This is a genomic window from Nocardia abscessus NBRC 100374 (genome assembly GCF_000308455.1).
In the GTDB taxonomy this organism is placed as follows: Bacteria; Actinomycetota; Actinomycetes; order Mycobacteriales; family Mycobacteriaceae; genus Nocardia; species Nocardia abscessus.
This window is the reverse complement of sequence record NZ_BAFP01000271.1, coordinates 31,433-51,919: the sequence shown is the minus strand read 5'-3', so window position 1 is coordinate 51,919 and position 20,487 is coordinate 31,433. Positions and strand designations below refer to the sequence as shown.

The window sequence follows — 20,487 nt, the reverse complement described above, 5'->3', positions numbered from 1 at the left end:
CCGCTGCCGGTCCGGGCGATCGCCCAGTCCGCCCGCGGCGTGCGCTAGGGTTCGAACCCGTGTCCAAGCTGCGGCGGCGCGTGGTCGAGGCTGCGCAAGCAACGCTGGCCCAACGCAAATATGTGTCGGCGGTCGATGTATTCGGTGTTCTGGGGTGGGTGCGATCCCGTCAAGTCGATCGCTGGCGCCACGGGCAGGTGCCGTCGTTGGAGCGGGTCACGGCAGTGGACGGGCGACGAATGCGGGAGGCGGCGGAGCTGCTGGGCGAGTGGGCCCGCGAGCACGGGCTCACCGCGAGCACCGCGGCGTATCTGTCGAGCGGACGTGATCGCGAGCCGCTGCGGTTCGTCGACGACGGCGAAGACGAGGCTTTCCGCGTGCACTGGCTCTCGGCGGAGCTCAGCCCGGCGCGGCGCGAACAGGTCGTCCAACGCCAGAACCAGGTCCCGGATCTGACGGTAGTCGAGGCCGTGGAGCCATGGACGTGCGCCGAATGCGCCGAAACCGGGCCATATTTGATCACCTCCGCGGCCGGGGCGCTGTGCCTGACCTGTTCGGACCTCGACCATCTGGAGTTCCTGCCCGCCGGGAACGCGGCGCTGAGCCGCCGCGCCAAGAAGGAGAGCACCCTCGCTGCCGTCGTGGTCCGCTTCAACCGGCGGCGCAAACGCTACGAACGGCTGGGCATCCTCGTCGAGGAGGGCGCCCTCGCCCGCGCCGAACAGCAATGCCTGGCCGACGACGATGCCCGCGCCCGCCGCCGCGAACGCGACCGCGTCCGCCGCGCCGCCCAGGACGTCGAATACTGCGCCCGCATGTCCGACGAGATCCGGCGACTGTTCCCCGGCTGCCCCGGCGACCGGGCCACCGAGATCGCCGAACACGCCGCCGCGCGCGGCAGCGGCCGCGTAGGCCGCACCGCGGCAGCCAAGCTTCTCTCCTCCGAAGCGCTCACCCTCGCCGTCATCGCCTCCATCCGCCACCGCGACACCGACTACGACGAACTCCTCATGAGCGGTATCCCCCGCCCGGAGGCCAGGGCCCGGATCCGTCCCACCGTCGACCGCGTCCTCGAAATCTGGCGAGGGTGACGCGTGGGGACCTCCGGGATCAAATGGCAGATCAGCAATTTGAGATAGAACAGCGGGACGAACCAGGCCAGCAGCGCCGGTACCGGGAACGCGATCAGGTTGATCAGGAACACGGTCATGTAGGCCGCCATGGCGACCGGGCGGCGCAAGGCGGCCTGCACGGATTCGATCAGCAACGCGGACCCGAGCAGTAGCAGCGTATTGGCCACGAACCAGGCCGGATCGCCGAGGAGTAGAAATCCCACCACCGCGAGGTGCACGGTGTGAACCGCGACGAATGCCAAACGGCCCCGCGAGGAGCCGGTGCGGTGGTACCAGCGTTTCGCCGAGTTCGTCGCGTTGGTGAGCACGCCGCCGACCAAGTCGCACGCAATGACGGCGAGCGCCCCGACCTCCACCACGCTGCGATCGGAAGCCCTTGTCCAGCAGTATGTTACGAGCAGAATCACACACACGGCACCGCCGATGTATTCGACGGCCGATTCGGCTCGGGTCTTCCCGGGTCCCATGAACCGCTCCAGGCGCCCCGCCCATCCCGGTCGTGTTGCCGGGATCGCCCAATCCGCTTGGAGATCCCTACGCACGAGGCGCCCACAATCCGGCCAGAAGACCGAATATCTGATCAGGGTCGCCGCCGCTGGTCAGCGCCCAGTGGTCACCGGCGCGCAGAACGGCCGCGGACGCCGCGGTCAGCAGCCCGCTGTCCACGTCCGTGCGGACGATGCCGAGTTCGATGCCGTTGGCGATCACGGCGCCGAGCCACGACTGCTCGTGCCCGGCGGGCATACGGGCGATTGCGGCGTCGGCCAGCGCGAGGTCCAGTGGGTTGTCCCGGAGGAAACGGACCAGCGCGGCCGAGCCCTCGCGCAGACGCGTCCAGAACGCGTCGGAAGTGCCGGCAGCTACCCACTCCCCCAACTGTTCTCGCAGCCGGTCGGAGACATCCGACAGCACCAGCGCGAGTATGTCTTCTTTCCCGTCGAAATACTGGTAGGCCGAGCTTTTCGAGATGCCGGCGTTGGCGATGATCGTGTTGTACGACGCCCCTTCCGGTCCGTGATGCGCGAACTCGGTCTTCGCGGCGTCGATGATGGCGCGTTGTCGTTCCGGCGGGAGGCGATGAAAGCGAGGAAGCGGCATGTACCTATGGTACACACCATTGGTACGCACCGGCAGTCCACGCCACGCGTGCGGGCGAACTTCCGCCCCATGGGCGCGTCGGTCTTGCGCCACTCCAGGTCGCTGGATGTTAGCTAGGAATTTGGTCGACGACGGGGCACAATATTTGCAGGGATGAATGTTCCGGAGTGATCTTGTCGGATTCGACGGATCGCTTCGCCCACTGATCGGAGGGCGAAACGGACGACATGCACCGGGACGGCGAGCGCCCGAGGGGGCTCAGCGTTTCCGCGCTGGCGGCGGTAGCGAACCCGTCGTACTCGCGAATCGACACGTGGAATCTGCTCGACGACGTGTGCCGTCGGCTCGCCGATGTCAACCGTGCCGGGCTGGACACCACCCACGAAGTCGCCCGGGTGCGGCGCCTCCTCGATCGTCTCGCCGCCTTCGAGCGGTACTGGCTGTACCCGGGCGCGGCGAGACTGGCGGCGTTTCGCGGATATCTCGCCGATCTCGCGACGGTGCGACTCACCGAGGAAGTGTCGCTGGCCGTGCGCCTGCTCTCCGAGTACGGCGACCGCGCGGCTGTGTTCGACATGTACGCGCCGTTGGCCGATCAGGAGCTCGTGGCACGGGCCAAACAGCAGAAGTTCTACACCGTTCTGCTCGGCGACGATTCCCCGCCCGAGGCTCCCGAGGGCCTGGCGGAGAGCCTGCGTGCGCTTCGCGACCCGTCGGACGATGTGCAGTTCGAATTGCTCGTCGTTTCGAGCATCGAGGACGCCATCACCGCCGTCGCGTTGAACGGCGAGATTCAAGCGGCGATCATCCGGCATGACCTGCCGCTTCGTTCCCGCGACCGGGTGCCGTTGATGACCACGCTGCTCGGCGCCAACGAGGACGTGGCCGCGAGCGAGCGCACCCACGACTGGATCGAATGTGGCGAGTGGATCAGGGAGCTGCGGCCACATATCGACCTGTATCTGCTCACCGACGAGTCGATCGCCGCGGAGAGCGAGGACGAGCCGAACGTCTACGATCGCACGTTCTATCGGCTCAACGACGTCACCGACCTGTACAGCACGGTGCTCGCCGGGGTCCGGAGCCGTTTCGCCACACCGTTTTTCGACGCCCTGCGTGCCTATGCGGCCGCGCCGGTCGGCCAGTTCCACGCCCTTCCCGTCGCGCGTGGCGCCAGCATCTTCAACTCCAAGTCGCTGCAGGACATGGGCGAGTTCTATGGCCGCAACATCTTCATGGCCGAAACGTCGTCCACCTCCGGCGGGCTGGACTCACTACTGGACCCGCACGGCACGATCCGGGCGGCGATGGACAAAGCCGCCGAGACGTGGTGTGCCGATCAGACGTATTTCGTCACCAACGGGACATCCACCGCGAACAAGATTGTCGTGCAGGCCCTGACCCGGCCGGGCGACATCGTCCTGATCGACCGCAATTGCCATAAGTCGCACCACTACGGCCTGGTGCTCGCCGGGGCGTACCCGATGTACCTGGACGCCTACCCGCTCGCGCCGTACGCGATCTACGGAGCCGTGTCGCTGCACACCATCAAGAAGGCGCTGCTGGACCTCGAGGCGGCCGGCCAACTGGACCGAGTGCGCATGCTGCTGCTGACCAATTGCACTTTCGACGGCATCGTCTACAACCCGCGGCGCGTAATGGAGGAGGTCCTGGCGATCAAGCCGGACATCTGCTTCTTGTGGGACGAGGCGTGGTACGCGTTCGCCACCGCGGTGCCGTGGGCCCGACAGCGGACCGCGATGGTTGCCGCCGGGCAACTCGAATCGGCGTTGTCCTCCCCCGGGTACGCCGAGGAGTACCGCAGGTGGCGTGCGTCGATACAGGGGGTCGACCGTGCGGAGTGGAGCAACCACCGGCTGCTTCCCGATCCCGGGCGTGCGCGGGTACGCGCGTACGCGACGCATTCCACCCACAAGTCGCTGTCGGCGCTTCGGCAGGCGTCGATGATCCATATCCACGACCAGGATTTCAAGGCTCTCGTCCGCGAGGCGTTCACCGAGGCGTTCTTGACCCACACCTCGACCTCACCGAACCAGCAACTGCTGGCGTCGTTGGATTTGGCGCGGCGGCAGGTCGACCTCGAGGGCTTCCAGCTGGTCCGCAACGTCTACGACATGGCGCTGGTGTTCCGTCACCGCGTGCGCAAAGACCGGCTGATCGGCAAGTGGTTCCGCATCCTCGACGAGGACGACCTGGTACCCGAGGAGTTCCGGCCGTCTGCGGTCAGCTCGTACCGGCAGGTCAGGCAGGGTGGCTTGGCAGAGTGGAACGAGGCGTGGCGGTCCGATCAGTTCGTGCTCGACCCGACACGGGTCACCCTGTTCATCGGCGAGACCGGCATGAACGGGTACGACTTCCGCGAGAAGATCCTGATGGACCGATTCGGCATCCAGCTCAACAAGACCTCGATCAACAGTGTGCTGTTGATCTTCACCATCGGCGTCACCTGGTCGAGCGTGCACTACTTGCTCGACGTGCTGCGGCGGGTGGCCGCCGACTTCGAGAGCAACCGGAGCGCGGCCGGGAAGGCCGATCGCGCCCTGCAACAGCGCCGGGTGGCCGAGATCACCGAGGATCTGCCTGCGCTGCCCGACTTCAGCGAGTTCGACAGCGCGTTTCGTCCCGACGGCGCCAGCTCGTTCGGCGACATGCGGTCGGCCTTCTACGCCGGGTACGAGGAGTCCGACCGCGAACACGTTCTGCTCGGCGAGGCCGGGCGACGGATCGCCAAGGGGAAGGTCCTGGTGTCCGCGACCTTCGTCGTCCCCTACCCACCCGGCTTCCCGGTGCTGGTCCCTGGGCAGGTGGTCTCGAGGGAGATCCTGTATTTCCTGGCCGACCTCGATGTCAAGGAAATCCACGGGTACAACCCCGACCTGGGGTTGTCGGTCTTCACCGAGGCCGCGCTGGCGCGGCTGGCCGCGGCTCGGCACGCAAGTGCCACGGCGTCCGACGGTGCGCCGGAACATCGTCGACAGGCGGAACAACTGGTCAACCGGAAACTTCCACGCTGACCAACGACACCCACACTCCACGAATGCGAAAGTGACGACCTCGTGACCGGTGCGTTGCTCAGGCCGTAGCGGACGTGTCCTGACCCGGGGCAAATCGGTGGCGAGTTCTCAGATTGATGGCGACTATGTACCGATGCCGAATTCAACTGAGCGTCAGAATGTTTCGTCAAAAGACGGACCTGAGATCGGTACGGTTGCGGGCGCGGTGCGTGGCAGGTGGGAGGGCGATGTCGCGGTCTTTCGAGGTATCCCCTATGCAGAGCCACCGTTCGGCGCACATCGGTTCGGAGCTCCCGTCCCGGTCCGGCGGTGGGATGGTGTCCGCGACGCACTGGAGTTCGGTCCACCGGTTCCTCAGGCCCGCCATACCGGTTCGGTGATGTCGGCGGCGTCCGGCAGCACCGATGACGGTTCCGACGACTGTTCGACTCTCAACGTCTGGTCACCCGACCTCGGCGCGGCGGCACTGCCGGTGATGGTGTGGATCCAGGGAGGCACCTACCTGGAGAACAACTCCGCCAGCCCGCACTGCGACGGCGCGACCCTCGCCCGGTCCGGCGTGGTGATGGTCAGCATGAACTATCGCGTCGGCATGGAAGGCTTCGCCCACATCACCGGAGCCCCGGACAACCGCGGCATTCTCGACCAGATCGCCGCGCTGCGATGGGTCCAGGACAACATCGCCGCGTTCGGCGGCGATCCGGACAACGTCACCGTCTTCGGTCAGTCCGCCGGCGGAGCGTGCATTGCCGCCCTGCTGGTCATGCCGATGGCAGCCGGACTGTTTCGCCGCGCGATCAGTCAGAGCATGCCCGGCACCTACTTCTCCGAACGGCTCGCCGCCACGATCTCCGCGACCATCGCCGCGCAACTCGGCGTGCGTGCCACGATCGGCGAGCTGGCCGGTCTCCCACCACGCGCACTGACCGACGCGACGGACTCCGTGATCCAGCAGATGCCGGAATACGTCGAATCCTGGGGCCCCATGGCGCTCACTCCCACACCGTTCTCACCCATCGTCGACGGCGACCTGCTCCCGGACGCACCATGGCGCGCACTCGCGCATGGCGCCGCGCGTGACATCGACCTGCTCGTCGGGCACACCCGCGACGAATACCGGCTGTACACCTCGCGGCCCGGAGGTGCGCCCACCGATGCGCGAATGTCCGCAGCATTCACCCACCTCACACCCACCACGGACACCGACAGCGACTACGGCACCGCCTACCCTGCCGCCACCCCTGGGCAGCTGTACGACCTCGTCAACACCGACTGGCTGTTCCGGATGCCCAGCCTGCACCTCGCCGACGCCGCGCACACCGGCGGCGGACCCATCTGGCTCTACGAACTCTGTTGGAGCTTCAATCGGGAACAAGGCGCCTCGCACTGCCTCGACTTCCTGCTCATATTCGGCACTCTCAGCCCCGACGAGGTACGCGGCCACCGGTCCGCCCACCCGAACGCCGCGAACGAAATCAGCCACGTTGCCCACCGCATGCGCACCGACTGGGTGAGCTTCGCGTCCACCGGCAAACCCGGCTGGGCACCGTACGATCCACACACGCGAACCACCCGCGTCTACAGCGCAGAGCCGACCACCCAGCCCTACCCCGAAGAACGCTCCCGCCGCATCTGGGCCGCACACCGATTCGGCATCCTGGACCTACCTCATGCCCACTGAGTCTTGGCACTGACCCCTCGGAGCGGATCTGGCAGGAAAGCGACTCGCTCATCGACCTCGCCGAGACCGTGCTCGCGATCACTTCGACCAGAACCCTCCGCCACTATTCCCCCGGCTCCCTCCGACGGAACTACGACCGCTGGGTCAGCTGAAACGCTGCTGAATCCATCGGCCGAACCATTCCGCCGAAGTGTTGACACCTTTGGAGTGATCTGCCTCACAGTATGTCAGGATATTCGTTCTCGCGGTGTCTTGTGCTCGAGCCCCTCGGAGCGAAGGAGACATCATGAGGAAGAACACCGACGTGGTCGTGATCGGCGGCGGATACGCCGGAGTGATGGCGGCGAATCGTTCGACGCAGCGCGAGGACGTGACGGTGACCGTGATCAATCCGCGCGCGGCCTTCGTCCCGCGGCTGCGGCTGCATCAACTGGTGGGCGGGACCCATGATGCGGTCGTCGACTACAGCGAAGTCTTGGCCGAGGGCGTCCGGCTGGTCGTCGACAGCGCAACGCGGATCGACGCAGCCGGGCGCAGTGTGACGCTGGCCGAGGGCGGCAGTATCGGCTACGACTTCCTGATCTACGCGGTGGGCAGCGGCAGCGCAGGCCCGCGCGTGCCGGGCGCGGCCGAGTTCGCCTACCCGATCGCGACCTTGGAGGCGGCGCAGCAATTGCGGTCGGTGCTCTACGACACCCCGATGACGGCCGCGGTGACGGTCGTCGGCGGCGGCCCGACCGGCATCGAGACCGCCGCCGAGCTGGCGGAGCAGGGTCGCACCGTCACCCTGGTCTGCGGAGGAGTCCTCGGTCCGTACCTGCACCACCGGGCTCGACGCACCGCCCTCAAGTACCTCGCCGAGCTGGGTGTCAGCGTCCTCGAAGGTCCCGACACGTCGGTCACGGCGGTGACACGGGAGGCCGTGGAACTCGCTGACGGCCGCGCGGTGGCCAGTCAGGTCACCATCTGGACCGCGGGCTTCGGTGTGCCGGATCTGGCCGCTCGCAGCGGATTACGCACCGACGCCGCCGGACGTCTGCTCACCGACGAAACACTGACCAGCCTCGACGACGAGCGCATAGTCGCGGCGGGCGACTCGTCGGCACCATCCGACCTGCCGTTCCGGATGAGCGCTTACGCCGCGGGTTGTTTGGGCGCCCATGCCGCCGACACCGTGCTGAGCCGGATCGCGGGCGTCCAGCCGGCGCCGATCGACCTGTCTTTTCCCGCCATGTGCATCAGCTTCGGCCGCCGCACCGGGATCTTCCAGCTCGCCCACAAGGACGACACCGCGATGCGGCTCTACTTCAGCGGGCTGGTGGGCAAGAAGCTCAAGGAACTTTCCTGCGCCGCCAGCGTCGAACACCTGGTGACCGAAGCGCGCAAACCCGGCTCGCACTCCTGGCCCAAGGACGGCAAGCACAGGCCCGCCCTGCTGCAGGCCCAGCGCGGGGACGTGGCGGCACCGGTCGCGTAGGACACCGCCTCGTCGGCCGGTGATTTCGCCTGTGCGGGTGGGCAGCGCCTGAATTCGGACGCTGCCGCACCCGTGCATCGACAGCCGGCCGGCGCCCGACCTGACAATGCCCGACGGGAAAGGACCCCATGGACACGACAAGTGGACGCGGTGGGCGTCGGCGGCCCGCCGACACACCAGCGGGCCGCGACAGCGGCGACCACGTCACAGCCGAAGCGACGGAAACGTTTCTCACCCACCGCAATCTGCTGTTCACCGTCGCCTACGAGATGCTCGGATCGGCCGCCGACGCCGAAGACGTCATGCAGGAGACCTGGTTGCGCTGGGTCGGAGTCGACGCAGCGCACGTCGACGACCCCCGCTCCTACCTGGTTCGGATCACCGCCCGCCAGGCGCTCAACCGGCTGCGGTCTATGAAACGCCGCAGGGAGGCATACGTGGGCTCCTGGCTCCCGGAGCCATTGCTGACCACTCCGGACGTGGCCGCCGACGTCGAACTCGCCGACAGCGTGTCGATGGCGCTGATGCTCGTCCTCGAGACACTGACCCCGACCGAACGGGCAGTGTTCGTACTGCGTGAAGCATTCGGGATGGGCTACGACGAGATCGCGGCCGCGATCGACAAGACCCCCGCCGCCGTGCACCAGATCGCCCACCGCGCCCGCCGCCACGTCGAAGCCCGCCGACCGCGCCGCACGGTCACCGCGCGCCAGGCCGAAGCGGCTGCCGAGGCGTTCCGGCGTGCCCTCGAGACCCGGGACCTACCGGGCCTGCTCGCCGTACTCGCCCCCGACGTCGTGGCGATCAGCGACGGCGGTGGCATCAAGCAGGCCACACCACGTCCGATCATCGGCGCCGGGAAGGTGGCTCGATTCATCGTCGGCGGCCTCACCAAGAGAGACGTCGCGCTCACCGTCGAGGCGACCACGGCCAACGGCACCCCCGCACTGGCTCTGTACGTGGACGGCGAACTCGACGGCGTCATCGCGATGCGCGTCGAGGAAACCCACATCACCGGCCTCTACTTCGTCCGCAACCCGCAGAAGTTGACCCACATCGAAACCGAAACCCCGCTCACCCTGCGATGAACACCGGCCACGTCCCACCTACCCGAGGAGCAGACATGACCATGCGGGCGCCGCTCGCCACCGACCCGCTGCCGTCCCGATGGCCGACGGTGGCCGCAACAGTCACCCTGCTCACCGCGATCATCAGCGTGCTGCTCGTCGCCTTCGCCTGGCCATCGGTACGGTCGTCGGTGCACGATGTGCCGATCGCCGTCGCCGGGCCCGCCACGGCAGTCGCACAGGTACGCACCGCCCTCGATCAACGTTTACCGGGCGGCTTCGAGATCACCGAGGTCGCCGACACCGCCGCCGCTGAACAACTCATCGGTGACCGACAGGTGTACGGAGCAATCGACCTCAGCTCCGGCACCCCTCAGGTCATCGTCGCCTCCGCCGCCAGTTCGGCGGTCGCGCAGTCCCTGCAGACCATGGCGGCAGCTCTCGGGCAGGCAGGCAGCTCCGGCACACCGGTCGCTGTCCGCGACATCGCCGCCCTGCCCGCCGACGACCCGCGCGGCGCCGGCCTGGCCGCAGGCGCCCTGCCCCTGGTTATGGGCGGTCTGCTGGCCGCAGTGCTGCTGACCAGGCTTGTCCGCGGCGCCGCCCGCCGGGTCACCGGGGCGCTCACCTTCGCAGCCATCGGCGGCCTGACAGCGGCAGCGATCCTGCAATTCTGGCTCGGCTCACTGAGCGGGTCCTACCCAGCCAACGCCGCCGCCGTCGCCCTGACCCTCGCGGCCACATCGCTGACCGTGCTCGGGCTGGAATCTCTGCTCGGATACGCCGGAATCGGGATCGGCGCCGTGCTCATGATGCTCATCGGCAACCCCCTCTCGGGCACGGCGACCGCACCCGAGATGCTGCCCGGCCGGTCGGGCACGCTCGGCCGACTACTGCCCCCCGGAGCAGGCGGCCAATTGCTGCGCTCCACCGCCTTCTTCGACGGCCACGGCGCCACCCACCCCGTCACCGTCCTGGTGACCTGGCTCGGGCTCGGGTTCGCACTATGCCTGATAGGCGGCCTGCGCGCGACGAGCCACCACCGTCGCCGCGGAACTTCCGAGGACACCCACATCGCCGACCGGTACGACCTCCGCGCCCCGCAGAAGCTGACGTAGTCATCTGGCCGGGGGCCACCCCGGCCTGGGCGGGCCGAACGGTAAGCCAGTCGGGTGTATTCGGCCCGATGACGGCGATGCGGTCGCCATGCCGGACTCCCAGGCGCTGCGTCCTTGCGGCGATCCGGCCGGAATGTCGGTCCAGGCCGCGAACCGCTTCTTCCGGTCGGCGGTGGGCCCGCCCAGGAAGTCGGCATCTGTCGCAGCCGCACTTTCGAGGACGTCGTGGACCGGCTCCGTGCTGTCGTCTTTACGCTTTCGGGGCGAGATGTGTGGTGAGGAACTCGATTTGATCGGCCACGACGCGCTCGACAACCGGCGGGTGGTAGACCGTGAAATGGTCTGCGTCGTAGTGCTCGACGACGGCCCGGGTCACGTTGCCGGCGACCTTCGCCGAGATCGCGGGATCGATGAGGTTCTCGCGGTCGCATGCGCAGATCAGCAATGGGCATCGCACGCGGGAGGCGCGAGCCGCTGCGTTGTAGAACAGTATGCCCAGCCCGGAGCCGGCCGTTATCCGGTTGTCGAAGCGATAGCCGGGAGGAGTGACCGACTGCCAGCCTTCCAGGGCTCCGGGCTGGTTGACGAAAGCCAGTTCGCCCGGCTTGCCGACGAGCGGTACATAGCGCCGCGGCAAGCGCAGGGCGGCACGTAGCAGATCGGAGACGATCGGCACGGTGAACCGGGCCAGATGCCGCACTCCGGCTCGCGCGACGATGCCGCGCCCACTGAAGACCGGGCACTGCACTACAGCGGCGGTGAGTTCGGGATGCCGTGCGGCTGCCGCGAGGACATGGCTCGCGCCGAACGACGTCCCCCACAGCGCCACCCGGCTGCAATCGAGATCGGCGCGAGAGCGGACGAATCGCAGCGCCGAGTCGATATCGGCGGCATATCGGCGCGGGCTGACCAACTGCCGTGGCTCGCCGCCCCATTCGCCGAGATGGCGGAAGTCGAAGGCCACCACGGCCAAGCCCGCGGCGGAGAACCACTTCTCATACTGACCGAGCATCATCTCGTGCGTTGCGCCGCCGCCGTGCACCAGGACGACGACCGGATGCGGTCCCGGCCCGGACGGCAGGGTCAACCATGCCGCGCACTCGTCGCGGCCGGAGGGAAAGGTAGTGCGGATCGTCATGACAGCCTCATTTAGGTACGTTGTACGTGAACGACAACAGCTAAACACGTACTGTGTACTTAATCAAGGAGGAGCATGCCCGCCCCCAGGAAGTTCACGCGCGAACAACTTCAGGCCGCCGCCCTGGCCCTGGTCGACCAGCAAGGGCTCACGGGGTTGACCATGCGCAGCCTGGCGGCGGCTATCGATACCGGCCCGATGACGATCTACAACTACGTCGATGGACGCGACGGACTCGAGCAACTCGTCACCGAGGCCGTGATGGCGCAAGCGCACTGGCCCGCCGAACCTTCCGGCCACTGGACCGATGAGGTGATCGCGGTCGCGGAAGGAATGTGGCGCGCCGTGCGCGCTCACCCGCATGCCATTCCCCTGATTCTCACCAGGCGCAGCGTGGACCTGGCAACACTCGCTCCAGCCGAAGCGCTCTTGCGGGCACTCGCCCGTGCGGACCGGTCCGGGACCGAATTGCTCGTGGCGTTCCGCACGGTATCCGGGTTCGTCACCGGCTTCGCGCAGGCCGAGCTCGCCGGTCCCCTCTCCGTAGCGCGCGGCGAGGACCTCGCGGCGATCACCGATCGGGTCGCCGCCCTGCCGCCCGACCGGTTTCCGAAGCTGATCGAGATCGCGCAAGCGGCTGCCACGAGCGATCCGGAGCACGAGTTCCGCGCCGGCCTACGCATCATCCTGGCCGGGCTCGAGGCATAGCCGTCGGCACCACTCCGGCCGACGACCATGGCCGGCATCGGCTACCTGATCAGAGCGAAGCCGGTGACAGTAGCGATCGTCCGCATTCGACGTCGCGCCGCAGTCGAATCGGGCCCTGGCCGGACTGCGAGCCGCTACGGTCCGAGGTGGGTGCGGGGTGCCCACCCCCTGGGGGCACTCCCACCCACCCGGGGGGTGGGCGCCCTCCACCCCCCGGGGCCCCCGAGGGGGCTTGTGCGGGAACGCGAGTCCGGGGCGGGCCTGATCAGCTGATCAGGCCGGTACCCCGACCAGTCCCCACGCTTCGACCGCGTCGCGGGAGTACCAGTGCCCGGTCCATTCCCGCCCGGAATCCAAGGCGTCATAGAACTCCTCGTCATCGGGCAGCGCCGGGCCGTGGGCGTAGACGATTCCAGGGCTGTCGGCGTGGAAGCGGCGGGCGCGCTCGACCGCGCGCGCGGAGCGCTCCGCCACATACGCCCGCTGGGTGATCAGCCACTCCTCGCTCGTGCGACCGTCCGGGCCGCCGTAGTCGAGGGGGTAATGAATCTGATACTCCAGCCGCGCCAACTGCTCACCGGCATGCTCGTACACCCACACGATCCACCCGGGAACCTCCGGCTGCGCAGCCAGCGCACGGGCAGCGAATCCACCACGCGCGATCGGGCTTTCCGGATCGCCGTGTGCCGCAGCCGTGACACCGGCGACTGCGGCGGAGTCGATGCCGCTCCATACCCGGTCTTTCCGATGCCTACCTCCCATAGCCGATAACTCTAATTCCCCGCACCGACACAGACGACGGTTCGCTCGAAGTTGGCCCATGACCAGCGGATTGAGCAGTCGGCCTCCCCGACCCCATCCAGTTCTCCCACCAGCCCTGCGGAGTCCGGTGCGAGTAGGTGTGCGGCGTCGGCCGCTATCGTCGTTGCAGTCGCCCCTGCGGAAGGAAGGCCGGAGTTTGCCGCCATCAACCATCAGTCGCCGCAGTCTTCTCGGGGCGGCAGCGCTCTTACCGTTGGCCGGATGCGCGGCGGAAAACCCGCCTCCCGCCTCCCCTGTCGTGCGGACCGACGACCATCACGATCGGCTCGATGAGCTGGAACAGAAATTCGACGCACGGTTGGGTCTGTATGCCCTCGCGACCGGCAACGGCACCACCATCGCTCACCGGGCGGACGAGCGATTCGCCTTCTGCTCGACGTTCAAGACGCTCGCGGCGGCAGCCGTCTTGCACCGTAATCCGCTGACACACTTGGAAACGGTCGTCACCTACACCGAAGACGATCTGCTGAAGAACGCCTCGATCACCCCGCGGCATGTGGCCACGGGGATGACGATCCGCCAGCTCTGTGACGCCGCTGTCCGCTACAGCGACGGCACGGCGGGCAATCTCCTTCTGCGCGATATCGGCGGACCCGCCCAGCTGACGGAGTACGTGCGCAGCCTCGGCGACATGGTCACCCGCATGGACCGCATCGAGCCGGCGATCACGGAAGCCACGCCCGGAGACCTCCGCGACACGACGTCCCCCCGGGCGTTCGGCACCGTTTACCAAAAGATCGTGCTCGGCGACGCACTGCCCGCCGACAAGCGCGATTTTCTCCGTGACCTCATGGAACGCAACGCGACTGCCGCGGGCGCGCAGCGCATCCGGGCAGGCGTGCCGCAAGGATGGACGGTAGCCGACAAGACAGGGACCGGCGACTACGGCACCCTCAACGACATAGCCATCGTGTGGCCCACGGCCTCCGCGCCTGTCGTCCTCGCGATCATGTCCGGCAAAGCTACCGCGGACGCCGCGTACGACCAGGCTCTCATCGCCCAGGCCGCCGAATACGTAGTAGCCAGGCTCACCTGATACGACCTCCGGCCATGTCCGAATTCCCGTGTGGTTCCGCTGCGCCGAGCGTTCGGTGGCGGCCTACCGCCGGTAGAGTTCGGTCGAGGGCGGCGTCGCCGAGCGCGGATCGGGCGTCAGCGCTGTCGTCGAGATGAGGAGGCCCCGATCGAGACATCTCGTGTACATGATGGGCAGCATGCCGAGGGCGAACAGGACAGCACCGCTGCGCCGGGTTTCGCGGTCCTGACGGGAACAGTCTTCGGAGTCGCGGTTCTCTTGTGCGTCCATCTCGACTGGGTTCCGTTCGTCCAGAACTCGACCGGTCCCGATCAGCTCGTCGGCCTGCTGATCGGCGGGCTGCTGCTGAGTGTTTGCCTGCTCGTGTGGGCGGTCAAGACGCTCTACTTGCTCGGCAGAGAGCACCGGTGGTCATGGAAGGTCGCCGCGGTGCCGGTGGTCGTGCTCGCGGGCCTGGTAACCGGAGCGATCTTCCGGCCGGCGAGCTTCGACTCCGCGCGTCCGGAGATGGAAGAGGTCGCGGTCGCGATGCTGCGCGAGGCCGAGCCGAGTACCCGCCCAGACATGAGCTTCGGTGGGCTCGAGATCAGCTCGGTTCGCCGCGAGTCCGATGGGTTCGTCTACTTCTACGACGCCGATGGGTTTGTCGGTTCCACTGTCCGCGGCTGGGTCTACTCGCCCGGGACCGAGCCGGTGGGGACCGGCGACCGTCGGTTCGAGAAGTTGTCCGGAGACTGGTATTCGTTCATCTTCACGATCGATTGAGGTAACAGACTGATCGCCACCGCCACGGTGGTGTGCCTCGGGGGACGCCGAGCAGCCCGCAGGGCTCCTGTGCCGTGCGAATCGAAGCCGAACCGCTGACGGATGCAGCAGTGGGAGCCCGCGGTCGTGCCACACTGGCGTAGATGGAGAAAGCGAACGCTTTCCACGACGAGACGACCTCGCCCACGGTCGGTGGGGAGAGTACCCGCACCGTGATCGTCGCCTTCGGCGCCAACGTCGCGGTCGCGGTTGCCAAAACGGTCGCCGCGACGCTCTCCGGCTCGGCGTCGATGGTCGCCGAGGCCGCACATTCGTGGGCGGACACCGGCAATCAGATCTTTCTCCTCGTCGCCAACCGTCGCAGTGCGCGCACAGCCGACGCCGAGCGACCCCTCGGGTACGGGAGGGAAGCCTATGTCTGGTCGTTGCTTGCGGCGGTCGGGCTCTTCGTCGCCGGTGCCGCGGTGTCGGTGTGGCACGGCATCACCGAACTGCTGCGCGAGAGTCAGGGCGAACAGGACTATGCGATTGCCTACCTCGTGCTCGGGATCGCCTTCGTCTTGGAAGGGACATCGTGGCTACAGGCCACGCGACAGCTCGGCGGCGAAGCCCAGAGCCACGATCAGGACATCCTCGAATACGTGCTGGAGACCTCCGATCCGACGTTGCGCGCGGTATTCGCCGAGGACAGCGCGGCCCTGATCGGCATCGTCATCGCCTTCGCCGGGATGGGGCTGCACCAGCTCACCGGCGCAGCGGTCTGGGACGCGCTCGGCTCGGTGCTCGTCGGCGCGCTCCTCGGGGTGATCGCCGTAGTGCTCATCGACCGTAACCGGCGCTTCCTGACCGGCGAGCCGGCCTCACCCGAGCTCCGCGCCGCCGCGGCCGCCCGCATCGAAGAAATGCCCGAAGTGGCGTCGGTGCGCTTCGTGCGCCTCGAATACGTCGGCCCCCGTCAAGTCTTCCTCATCGCCAGCGTCGATCTGGTGGGCGACCCGGCGGAGTCCAGCATCGCCCTCACGCTGCGGGCGCTGGAGCGGGAACTCGAACGCAACCCGCATGTCGCCGACGCGGTCCTCACGATCGCCGCTCCAGAGGACGCCGACTGAAAGCGGCAGGGAGCTGAGCGAGCCCCGCTCGCCTACTCGCCCGCCGCCACGCCCGCCATGGTCAGCTGGAGGTAGGCGTCATCGATTTCGCCCGCGCCGAAAACCCCGGCGAGCGCGGCGCGTTCGATCTTCCCGCCCTCGGCCGCGTGCACCAGGCCGAGCGCCGCCTCGCGAACGCGGGCGCCCGGTTCGTCCTCGACCAGCGCGGCCACGACGGCGGCGGTGTTCTCCCGGCTCCACACAGCGGGGACTGCCTGGGCGACGTCCACGGCGGCCGGTGAAGCTCCGCGATACCACCGGCCGCGATCCCACCAGTAACAGAAGGACAGCAGGCCGGTGCCGGCGCGCGGGTTCAGCAGCGGGTTCGCCACCCAGGCGGGTGCGCCCGCGTAGAGGTCCGGCATCGGCGCCCCACCGTTGTAGACCGCGTCGAGAACTGCGTCGTTCCACACTCCGCCGGACAGAACGGCACGGTCGCCGGGCACGATCCAGAGCGAGGACCCGCTGCGCTCGGCTCCCTCGAACAAGCCGAGCGCAGGCAGGACCCGCGGCCCCCACGGGGAACCGACTGCCACGAATGCCGCCGAGAGCACCGCCCAGCGCGCCACCAGCACAGGCAGCGCGGGCAGACCGTCCTCCGCCACCGCCGTGCCCGGTTCCGCCCGCGCCGCCGTCTCGGCGGGGCGCGACTGCCGGTCGGCATGCCCGATGTGGGCGGCGAGCCACACCGGCAGCCGGGCGCGCGGGAATGCTTCGAGATCCGCCCGATAGACCTCGGCCGGGAAGAGGTGATCCTCGGGAAACGGTTCGTCGCCGAAGTCGTAGTCGGTCTGCACCTCACCGGAGCCCGAGACCACGAGCAGATACCGCCACCAGGGGCCCTCGGGCAGGGCGGCCGAGGCCTCCCGATGCCTGCGGACCAGCGCAAGGACCTCCTCCGGCGGCACGATCTGGACCGGACGGCCCTGCTCGTCGGTGGCGACGACCGAGGCCAGCTCGGCCGCGGCCGTCAGCACGAAGATCGCCTGGATCTCGTGACTGCCCTGCCGCCCGAGCCCGGTCAGCAGCTCGGCGATCCGGCGGCTCGCCTCATCCGGCGGTTGTCCGCCCGCGGGCGGCTCCTCGGCAGCGGTCACGACGTGACACCTCCTCGTTCGCGGCGCGAGGCTACCACCCGGCGGAGAACGAACGGTGTTGCCGACACGGGCTTTTCGCATTCGGCCGATCGACCCATGCTGTGCGCGAGCAGAATTCGCTTGCGTGTCGATGAAGGTTCAACTTGTTGCGGTGTAATCCGATGACGTCGACCGCCGAGGAGGCGAGCTGTGGGGAGCAAGCCGAGAGGGCGCTTCGGGGCCACCGCGGAGCAGCGGTGACCATCTACCTGCCCGAGGGATTGCAGTGGCTGGCCTGGGTCGCGGGCACGACTTGGCCGAAGGGCGACGAGGACGCCGCATGGGCGGCCTCGGAGGCGTGGAAGACGGCGAGCAAGGAACTCGAGGCGCTGCTCGCGGGCATCGATGAAGCCGAGCAGGCCACCGTGGCGGCATACCCGCAAGGGGAAGGCGGCGCCGCGATGGGGGCTCGCTACGATGTCCTGCGCACCGGGGATCAGTCCCTGGAGGCACTGGCGCAGCTGATGAGCACGGTCGGCGACAGCGCGTTCGACATGGGCACCGAGATCCAGGCGACCAAGATCACCGTTATCGTGACCCTGGCCTGGCTCGCGCTCGAGATCTTGTGGGCATGGCTGTTCCCACCGACCGCGCCCGCGGTGGAGGCGGCCGCGATCACCACGACCCGGTCCTTCCTCAAGGTGTTCGAGGACTTCGTCCAGAAGATCATCACGAATATCGCCGCCCGGCTCGGCGCACCGACGGTCAAGCGGCACTTCTGGACCCGCGCGGTGCAGCTGCGCCCGGTGCTGCCCACGGCGAAGGGGTACGGCGTCTACGGGGCGCGGGCGATCGAGGCCGCCGCCATCACCGGAACGATCAACGGGGCGGTGCAGGTCGGCCAGCTCGCGGCGGGCAAGCGCCGCCACTTCAACGGCGGCGAGTTCGGACTGTCCATCCTCGCCGGGGTCGCCGGGGTGATCCCCGGCCGTGAGTTCGGCCGGTATCTCGGGAAGGGCATCGACAAGATCGCGGGCAAGAACCTGGACAACGCCTTCGGGCGGGTGGGCCGCGGTGTGGTGATCGGCGGCGCCTCCGGCGCCGTCGGCACCGCGTTCGGGAACGTGGCGGCGGGCGCGGTCACCGGTGACTGGTCGTCGTTCTCGTCCGGCGCGGGCTGGGTCGGCGGCATCGCACGCGGTGGCCTGGTCGGCGGCGCGCGCGGCGGATTCGCCCTGGGAACTCCGATTCCCCCGGGGCGCGGGGATATCCGCTCCTATGTGTGGATGCCGAAACCGTCGACCGGCAACACCGGACGCCCACCGGTCCAGGACGGATCGTCCACCGGCACGGGCGGGAGCCGACCCCAATCGACCACCACCAACACGGGCGGAAGCCGATCGACCACCACCGGCACAGGCGGGAGCCGACCCCAGTCGACCACCACCGGCGCCGCGGCGAGCGTGCCCGCCGGGCGCCCGTCGCCTGCCGCGTCCGCGGTCGCCGGTTCCACCGGCACCCCGGCGCCGCACCCCACCGGCTCCACCTCCGGCGCTACGCCCGGCGGCTCGCACCCGGCCTCCGATGTCGCCGGCGGCAGCGCCGCGTCGACCCACTCGGGCCGCGGCGACGTCTCGTCATCCGGCAGCAGCTCCGGCCACACCGTGTACCACGACGCCACCAGCGGCTACAGCGGCGGACAGTCCTCCCGGCCCGCCACACCCGACAGCGTCGGTACGGGATCGGGCCAGACGGTGTATCACGATGCCGCCAGCACCTTCTCGGACTCCTCCTCGTCCACGGGATCGACCGCCGGCTACTCCACGGGTTCCGGGTCGGGCCAGTCCGGCCATTTCACCGGCCGGCCACCCACCTCCTGGGAATCGTCGGTGGACGGCTGGGGCTCGACCGGAGGCCCGCCGCCCGGCAACACGGGATCGGGATTCCCTGGGGGAGCGCCGCTTCCGCCCGTGCCCCCTTCCCCCGGCAGCACGCCGCCCGCGACACCCACCTCCAACGGGCACACGCCGCCACCTCACCCCGGTGGTAGCCCGCGCCCCGCCGGATCGCAGGTGACCGGTGCGTCCGGTACACACGGGAACCCGATCGCCACCAGCGCCGACGAGCCGTTCCTGGGTGAGGGCAAGGACGTGCGCGGCAAGCCCCGCCCGAAACAATGGCCCTCGGTGGAGCCGCTGCCCGGCCCCTTCACGCCACCCGCTGGCGGCGCGTCGCAGCCGAACGACTGGCTGCCCGGGGCGCCCTCCCCCGAGCCCGGTGCGCAGGCCGCCGCCGCGGGCCCCGAGGACGTGGATGTGCCTTTCACCATCTGAACCGCCGACATCGAAAGGAGTGCCATGGCCGCCGACCACGTGGAGGTCGACCCCCACAAGCTGCGCCGGGCATCGGAGCTGACCGCAGAGTTGTCGACGAAGGTCACCGCCACCGCCGAGAAACTCCGGAACACCCTGGCGGGCATCGAATCCGACGCCACCACGATGCCGTGGGGAGACGACAAGCGGGGCAGGAAGTTCGCCCAAGGCGAGAAGGGTTACCAGGCGGCGCGCAAGAACCTGCTCGACGGCGCGACGAGCGCCGCGCAGACCCTCGACGACATGTCGGAGGGCCAGCGCGAGGCCGCGGACTCGCTGACCGGCACCGACGATGCCTCCGGCGGGCAGCTGGGGAAGTGAGCGGCACATGGTGAACGAACGCCTGCGCGCGGACATGGCGACGATGCTGGAGGGCCTCGGCGAGCAGTTCCGCGGGATCGCCGAACTGCAGAAGCAGCGCTCGCTGCTCACGGCCACGGTCACCGCGTGTGACAAGCGCATCGAGGTGACGGTCAACGCCGACGGTGTGTTGATCGCCACCAGATTCGCCGACGACGTCCTGGATCTGAGCCTCGAGGAGATCGCCGAGAACATCACGGCGGCCGTGCAGGCGGCGGCCGCCGAGGTCGCCGGGCGCGGCAGGGAACTGATGGCGCCGCTACTGGACCGCAGGAACGCGCTGCCGAAACTCTCGGAGATCGTCGAAGGAGCCCCCGACCTGGGCGCGATGATCCCGACCGCGCCCGCCCCGCCCATGACGCCGCCCGATCCGGCACGCTGGCCCGTCGACGATTCCGGCGCCACGGGGCCGCGGTCGGTGGTCGCCGACAACGACGACTGACGCCGCACCGG

At 68.6% G+C, this 20,487-nt stretch carries 19 protein-coding genes; 13 read left to right on the top strand and 6 right to left on the bottom strand.

From position 1 onward, the window contains the following. Positions 1–59: 59 nt before the first annotated feature. Entirely contained in the window at positions 60–1,091 is a 1,032-nt protein-coding gene (locus tag ON19_RS35350) for a DUF2293 domain-containing protein (RefSeq protein ID WP_043703123.1), read from the top strand. Here ON19_RS35350 and ON19_RS35345 read toward each other — a convergent pair. Next, entirely contained in the window at positions 995–1,492 is a 498-nt protein-coding gene (locus tag ON19_RS35345) for a hypothetical protein (protein ID WP_174377764.1), read from the bottom strand. The two genes, ON19_RS35350 and ON19_RS35345, sit on opposite strands and share 97 nt — an antisense overlap. 175 nt (positions 1,493–1,667) lie before the next feature. After that, on the bottom strand, positions 1,668–2,231 hold the full coding sequence (locus ON19_RS35340) for a TetR/AcrR family transcriptional regulator (RefSeq protein ID WP_043703118.1): 564 nt from the start codon (positions 2,229–2,231) through the stop codon (positions 1,668–1,670). Positions 2,232–2,458: 227 nt separating this feature from the next. Between ON19_RS35340 and ON19_RS35335 the strand changes: the two genes are divergently transcribed. The 5 genes from ON19_RS35335 to ON19_RS35315 all read left to right on the top strand — a co-directional run bounded on the left by ON19_RS35335 (position 2,459) and on the right by ON19_RS35315 (position 10,609). Continuing rightward, on the top strand, positions 2,459–5,266 hold the full coding sequence (locus ON19_RS35335) for an aminotransferase class I/II-fold pyridoxal phosphate-dependent enzyme (protein WP_051169637.1): 2,808 nt from the start codon (positions 2,459–2,461) through the stop codon (positions 5,264–5,266). Between the two features lie 133 nt (positions 5,267–5,399). Continuing rightward, positions 5,400–6,947 (top strand): carboxylesterase/lipase family protein, encoded by a 1,548-nt coding sequence (locus tag ON19_RS35330; protein WP_051169636.1) that lies wholly within the window; start codon positions 5,400–5,402, stop codon positions 6,945–6,947. A gap of 286 nt (positions 6,948–7,233) precedes the next feature. Beyond that, on the top strand, positions 7,234–8,424 hold the full coding sequence (locus ON19_RS35325; protein WP_043703113.1) for an NAD(P)/FAD-dependent oxidoreductase: 1,191 nt from the start codon (positions 7,234–7,236) through the stop codon (positions 8,422–8,424). A gap of 128 nt (positions 8,425–8,552) precedes the next feature. After that, positions 8,553–9,512 carry an RNA polymerase sigma-70 factor gene (locus ON19_RS35320; protein WP_043703110.1) on the top strand — a complete coding sequence of 320 codons (960 nt, stop codon included), beginning with the start codon at positions 8,553–8,555 and terminating at the stop codon, positions 9,510–9,512. Between the two features lie 35 nt (positions 9,513–9,547). Further along, positions 9,548–10,609, top strand: coding sequence for a hypothetical protein (locus ON19_RS35315; RefSeq protein WP_218006533.1), 1,062 nt, complete (start codon positions 9,548–9,550; stop codon positions 10,607–10,609). Between the two features lie 250 nt (positions 10,610–10,859). Here the strand turns inward: ON19_RS35315 and ON19_RS35310 are convergent, their stop codons facing one another. Next, positions 10,860–11,747, bottom strand: a complete 888-nt coding sequence (locus tag ON19_RS35310; RefSeq protein WP_043703108.1) for an alpha/beta hydrolase — start codon at positions 11,745–11,747, stop codon at positions 10,860–10,862. Positions 11,748–11,822: 75 nt separating this feature from the next. Here ON19_RS35310 and ON19_RS35305 point away from each other — a divergent pair, with 75 nt between their 5' ends. Beyond that, positions 11,823–12,455 (top strand): TetR/AcrR family transcriptional regulator, encoded by a 633-nt coding sequence (locus ON19_RS35305; RefSeq protein WP_043703105.1) that lies wholly within the window; start codon positions 11,823–11,825, stop codon positions 12,453–12,455. Positions 12,456–12,728: 273 nt separating this feature from the next. On the opposite strand, the gene ON19_RS35300 is transcribed toward ON19_RS35305, so the two are convergent. Then, positions 12,729–13,217, bottom strand: a complete 489-nt coding sequence (locus ON19_RS35300) for a hypothetical protein (RefSeq protein ID WP_043703103.1) — start codon at positions 13,215–13,217, stop codon at positions 12,729–12,731. 196 nt (positions 13,218–13,413) lie between these two features. Between ON19_RS35300 and bla the strand changes: the two genes are divergently transcribed. After that, positions 13,414–14,313 carry a class A beta-lactamase gene (bla, locus tag ON19_RS35295; protein ID WP_043703207.1) on the top strand — a complete coding sequence of 300 codons (900 nt, stop codon included), beginning with the start codon at positions 13,414–13,416 and terminating at the stop codon, positions 14,311–14,313. Positions 14,314–14,376: 63 nt separating this feature from the next. On the opposite strand, the gene ON19_RS42605 is transcribed toward bla, so the two are convergent. Beyond that, the gene (locus ON19_RS42605; RefSeq protein WP_157230015.1) at positions 14,377–14,583 is read right to left on the bottom strand and encodes a hypothetical protein; all 207 of its coding nucleotides are present in this window, start codon (positions 14,581–14,583) and stop codon (positions 14,377–14,379) included. Between ON19_RS42605 and ON19_RS39510 the strand changes: the two genes are divergently transcribed. After that, positions 14,572–15,078, top strand: coding sequence for a hypothetical protein (locus ON19_RS39510; RefSeq protein ID WP_051169635.1), 507 nt, complete (start codon positions 14,572–14,574; stop codon positions 15,076–15,078). The genes ON19_RS42605 and ON19_RS39510 overlap by 12 nt on opposite strands. Before the next feature lie 143 nt (positions 15,079–15,221). After that, positions 15,222–16,187, top strand: coding sequence for a cation diffusion facilitator family transporter (locus ON19_RS35285; protein ID WP_043703102.1), 966 nt, complete (start codon positions 15,222–15,224; stop codon positions 16,185–16,187). A 32-nt stretch (positions 16,188–16,219) separates the two neighbouring features. Here the strand turns inward: ON19_RS35285 and ON19_RS39505 are convergent, their stop codons facing one another. Then, positions 16,220–17,323 (bottom strand): hypothetical protein, encoded by a 1,104-nt coding sequence (locus ON19_RS39505; protein WP_051169634.1) that lies wholly within the window; start codon positions 17,321–17,323, stop codon positions 16,220–16,222. Between the two features lie 236 nt (positions 17,324–17,559). On the opposite strand from ON19_RS39505, the gene ON19_RS35275 reads away from it, so the two are divergent. Genes ON19_RS35275 through ON19_RS35265 form a run of 3 tightly spaced genes read left to right on the top strand, consistent with a single transcriptional unit; the run spans position 17,560 to position 20,476 of the window. Beyond that, the gene (locus ON19_RS35275; protein ID WP_043703100.1) at positions 17,560–19,635 is read left to right on the top strand and encodes a WXG100-like domain-containing protein; all 2,076 of its coding nucleotides are present in this window, start codon (positions 17,560–17,562) and stop codon (positions 19,633–19,635) included. Between the two features lie 24 nt (positions 19,636–19,659). Further along, entirely contained in the window at positions 19,660–19,995 is a 336-nt protein-coding gene (locus tag ON19_RS35270; protein WP_043703097.1) for a hypothetical protein, read from the top strand. Between the two features lie 7 nt (positions 19,996–20,002). Beyond that, positions 20,003–20,476: a YbaB/EbfC family nucleoid-associated protein gene (locus tag ON19_RS35265; protein WP_051169633.1), complete on the top strand. Its 474-nt coding sequence runs from the start codon at positions 20,003–20,005 to the stop codon at positions 20,474–20,476. Positions 20,477–20,487 lie beyond the last annotated feature (11 nt).